4 protein-coding genes are annotated in these 4,270 nt (G+C 45.0%); 2 read left to right on the top strand and 2 right to left on the bottom strand.

Features of this window, described 5'->3' with window-relative positions:
• The coding region (locus A1SC_RS00005) for a hypothetical protein (RefSeq protein ID WP_016263055.1) at nucleotides 1-296 on the bottom strand (296 nt) is incomplete at its 3' end.
• A gap of 171 nt (nucleotides 297-467) precedes the next feature.
• On the opposite strand from A1SC_RS00005, the gene A1SC_RS00010 reads away from it, so the two are divergent.
• A complete protein-coding gene (locus A1SC_RS00010) occupies nucleotides 468-2,018 on the top strand; it encodes a MobA/MobL family protein (RefSeq protein WP_000179378.1) in 1,551 nt (516 codons plus the stop codon).
• A gap of 195 nt (nucleotides 2,019-2,213) precedes the next feature.
• Here the strand turns inward: A1SC_RS00010 and A1SC_RS00015 are convergent, their stop codons facing one another.
• Complete coding sequence (locus tag A1SC_RS00015) at nucleotides 2,214-3,341, bottom strand: hypothetical protein (protein WP_032141560.1); 1,128 nt, start codon at nucleotides 3,339-3,341, stop codon at nucleotides 2,214-2,216.
• 511 nt (nucleotides 3,342-3,852) lie between these two features.
• On the opposite strand from A1SC_RS00015, the gene A1SC_RS00020 reads away from it, so the two are divergent.
• Nucleotides 3,853-4,270 (top strand): replication initiation protein (locus A1SC_RS00020; RefSeq protein WP_016263053.1); only part of this gene is annotated, 418 nt, incomplete at its 3' end.

The raw sequence follows: 4,270 nt of genomic DNA, 5'->3' as shown, positions 1-4,270 counted from the left end.
CCTGCCACAATCATGAGGCCTGCGGCCTTGTAGAGTTCATGATCTCGTGCCTTTCGTTCCGCCCTTGCGGCTGCCTTCCGTTCTGCCGCTATGATTGCCGTTACTCTGGCTTTTGCTGCGGCTGCTTTCTCTGCGGTTTTTTCTGCTCGTATCAGTGCGGACAACGTTTTTTCATCCGTCGTTGTTCGGTTTTTTTTCTCTGCCAGTAACACAAGTAATCTCTGCTGCTCTGACGGTGATTTCAGTCCGTTGATGTAGGCAATTTTTGCACTTAACCAGTCTTCACGATTTGTCATCCTTACCTCTGCACTTTTGCCGTTAATGTGAGTTGTTATTGTGCATAATATCACCTTGTCTGCCTGCGTGTGAGAACGTAAAATCATCCCTGATTTATTCAGGGATGCGCACTTAGTAGTTTCTCTACTTCGTCGAGAAACTGTGCGCTCCTGCGGAGGGCTAAAAGGCAGATGGCAAGCTACCATTGCACCGTCAAAGCTGGAGCAAAAGGCAGTGCCTTAAAACATGCTGATTACATTTCCAGATCTGGCGAATATAAGAGCTACAAATCGCGGGAGGATCTGGAATTTTCGTCATCCGGTAACATGCCATCATGGGCGAAGAGAAATCCAGCAGAGCTATGGAAAGCCGCAGATGAATTTGAACGAAAAAACGGGACAGCATACCGTGAAATTGAGATCGCATTACCGCGTGAACTGACACGCGAACAACGGATAGAACTTGTTGAAGATTTCGTGCAAAAGGAACTTGGCGATCGCCATGCCTACCAGTATGCGATCCACAATCCGCCTGGTGCAATCGACGGAAAGGAACAGCCACACGCGCATATCATGTTTTGTGAGCGGATTAATGATGGTATTGAACGCGATCCGCAGCAATTTTTTAAACGTGCCAACAGCAAATCACCAGAGCAGGGAGGCGCAAAAAAAGCGAGTATTCCCCAGACAGCCGGAGAGCGAAAAGCCGCCCTTGTTGCGCTGCGTTCCCGCTGGGCTGATGTGCAGAATGAGCACCTTGCGCGACACGGTCACGAGTCGCGCGTAGATCATCGTTCTCTGAAAGAACAGGGTATCAATCGCACGCCGGAAGTTCATCTTGGCCCCGTTCAGGCCGCCAGTCTCAATGGTGAGCAGATTGTTGCAATCCAGGAACGGAGGAATGCTGAGCGGGAACTCAAGACCGCCAGAGATGCCGCAAATGCCATTCAGCAGGAACAGGAGCAAAAGCAAAAAATCAGGGCAGTTGAGCCTGTTCGTTCAGCCCGTTCACCGGAGTTATTGCTTCAGTACCGCAAGGTTATGAAAACGGTCATTCAGGGAGAAGCAAGGCTTGCTCGTTTAGGGGATGCCAATCCCAATGCGCTCAAAGAACATAAGCTGCTTCAGAATGCGAAAGCTAAAAAAGACTCTCTTTCCGAATGGAGCAGGCGAATATATGAAGGGGCACGGTATTTAGACAAACTTGGGCGTAATGTCGTTTCCGCACAAAGGGAGCTGCGGGAGCTACAGGAACAACGCAATGCTTTGAATGGGATTCGTGGCCTGTTTCGTGGGGCTGACAAAAGGGAGATTGATGCGCGTATTCTGGAGCAAAAAAGTGTGCTGGAAACCGCTGAACATGAAAGGAATGAATTCAGGAACAAGCTACAGCACGCCGAATCCGAGTGGGACAAAGAAAACGCTGCTTTTAAGCGTACCGAGGGATATAAGTACGTTGGGGAGCTGGACAGGTACAGAGAACGTGAGATTCTGGCCGCGGCATCTTTAGAGAATACTAGGCAAAAGGTTGCCGAAGAAGTATCCGTTGCCCGTAGCCAGATGTTATCTCTGGAGCCAGAACTCAGTATGTCTGGAGATGAAAAAGCTCAAATGCGACATGAGTTACTGGCAGAAATGGCGCAGGAACGGCAGCAACAGGAGGAAAAAGCACTGCGTATACAGCGATCTTGGGCCAGGGATGCATCCCGTAGTAACGAACGTGATCAAGATATGGAACGTTGAAAATGTAGCAATATCAGGACTGCGCCCCGACCCCCGCCAACGCTTCACGGGACGCGAAAAAATTCCGCGTCCCGTGAAGCGTTTTCTGAATGAGAAAATTTGTCGTTTTGATTTACTCACAGTTCAGGTCAATGAAGTTAACAGGTGTTAAATACTTACAGGTGGTTATATGTGCAACCACCTGTAAGTGAAGGATTAAAACTTGGTGCAATCTTCGATTTTATAGGTGTAGAACCCCTTATAATAAATGCTATTTTTTATTGATGTTACAAAGTCTCGAGGTATTTGATTTTCGTTGTAGTTAATGTATGCATATTGCAATAGTTGTTTGTGAAAACTTTCGACTCTATTCTTTCCCTGAAAGTTATATGTCAATGCCCCATCTAAATAATCAACTCCTCCGGTGTCTGTTACAAACCAGTAGTAGGTTAGTTTGACATCTGAGACATTTAATTTTTTTCTGCAATCATTTAACTTTTCACTTATTTCTATATTGTGCTTTTTTAAATCAGATATTGTTTGAGGTGCTCTATCTTGGCTTCTTTTATAGATGTTGAGAAAGTTATCATCAAAGTAAGTATTTGTTTTTTTTATGCATTCATCTGCGTTCTCACAGGGGGGGACCCGTTCGTAGAAACCGGGGAAGTTTTTAGTTATTAATGGTGATGCATTTTTCTTAAATGATTGATATACCTGATATATGTGCTTTTTGCATGATTCTTTTACATAATCTTCACTTACATCACGCCAACTGTAAGTGTTGGCATATTGAATGTATGTGTATCCATCACAAATTGCATTTAGCGCATTGTCATTATGATCCCTTAGATATAGCATGCTGTCTAGATAAGGTCTAATTGTGAGTTTGCTATATATGATTGGATCTTCATTAAAGGCACTGTTTAGCTTTCTTATGTGATCTATTACGACCTCTTTTGTTTTTTCAACAAGAGGCGTTTTCTGTTTGTATTCCTCTAATGATTCATTGGTTGATTTTATGCTGTTGTTATTTTGTGTTATAGAATGTTCAGCATTATTTTCAGGTTCTTGCATAATGGCTGAATTTATTATTTTTAGGCCACTTTCACTAATATCACAGGTATATGTAACGATGATTCTGCCTCGATCATCCTCTTTTTCACTCCATGTGCCATTGATGCAATCACTCCTTGTATCGAAGGCTTTACCAACAGTCATTGAGTCGTCAATGTCGTAATATACGAAAGACTTTACCTTGCTTATTCCATCAGAGTCGCATCCTGAAATAAAAAATGACGACAATAAAGGAAAGATATGTTTAAAGTTAATATTCATTTTTCCCATTTTTATTTCTAACAATAACGAGGAAATATTAATACAGGCGATATGTTAATGGAATCCATACATACCGATAAACCGACTTACTATGTTTGTGAGCAACGTCTCACGCAGTTCGAAAAGATTTCGCACCAGTTCACCTTTTTCTGGATGAGAAAGTTTGTCTTTTTGACCCGTTCAAAGCTGTGAACGGTCGAAACCGATCGCGCATCGCTTTCGTGAATAGTTATGCAGGCCCCTAAAAACGTTTCTGACGCGTTTTTCTGTTTTGGTCAGGGGAAAACATGTTTTTTTGCGTTCTTTGCGTTACAGAGCATCTGAGAGCGTTTTACGGGGTACGTACAACAGGAGTTATGGTAAATGGATCGGGTTTGCGGGAAGACTCGACAGGTTTTGTCGTTGGGGGTAGTGTAAGCGACTGAAAAACAAACGCCCCTGAAATTCGTGTCTATCCGCCAAGACTGTCACGAAAATACAGGGGCGATGTCGGTCGATAACCTGGAAGGAATCGTAACACATGAGCGCCGCGCTTCAATACTTCGAAGAAAATTTACCCCGCCGTCCCTATCACACGGATGATCTCGCTTTTGGTCTTCGCATCTCCGGCAAAGGGCGTGCGCTGCTTGCGCGGTACATCCAGCAGAACCAGCCTCATGCGCAGTTCTGGATGGTTTTTGACGTTGACCGCGAGGGGGCAGCGATTGACTGGAGCGACCGGAACGCCCCCGCGCCGAACATCACCGTTAAAAATCCTGTGAACGGACACGCTCACCTGCTCTATGCACTCAATATCGCCGTGAGAACCGCGCCTGATGCGTCGGTTAAGGCGCTGAAATATGCCGCAGCGGTTGAACGTTCGCTGTGTGAGAAACTTTGTGCTGATGTGAACTACAGCGGACTGATTTGCAAAAATCCGTTCCACCTGGAATGGCAGG

This window comes from Escherichia sp. KTE52 (genome assembly GCF_000408325.1).
In the GTDB taxonomy this organism is placed as follows: Bacteria; Pseudomonadota; Gammaproteobacteria; order Enterobacterales; family Enterobacteriaceae; genus Escherichia; species Escherichia marmotae.
This window is presented reverse-complemented; position numbering and strand designations above follow the sequence as displayed.

Bases quoted from the DNA above. Each gene is read 5' to 3' on its own strand.
- A1SC_RS00015 (WP_032141560.1), bottom strand. From the start codon at position 3,341: ATGGGAAAAATGAATATTAACTTTAAACATATCTTTCCTTTATTGTCG.
- A1SC_RS00010 (WP_000179378.1), top strand. From the start codon at position 468: ATGGCAAGCTACCATTGCACCGTCAAAGCTGGAGCAAAAGGCAGTGCC.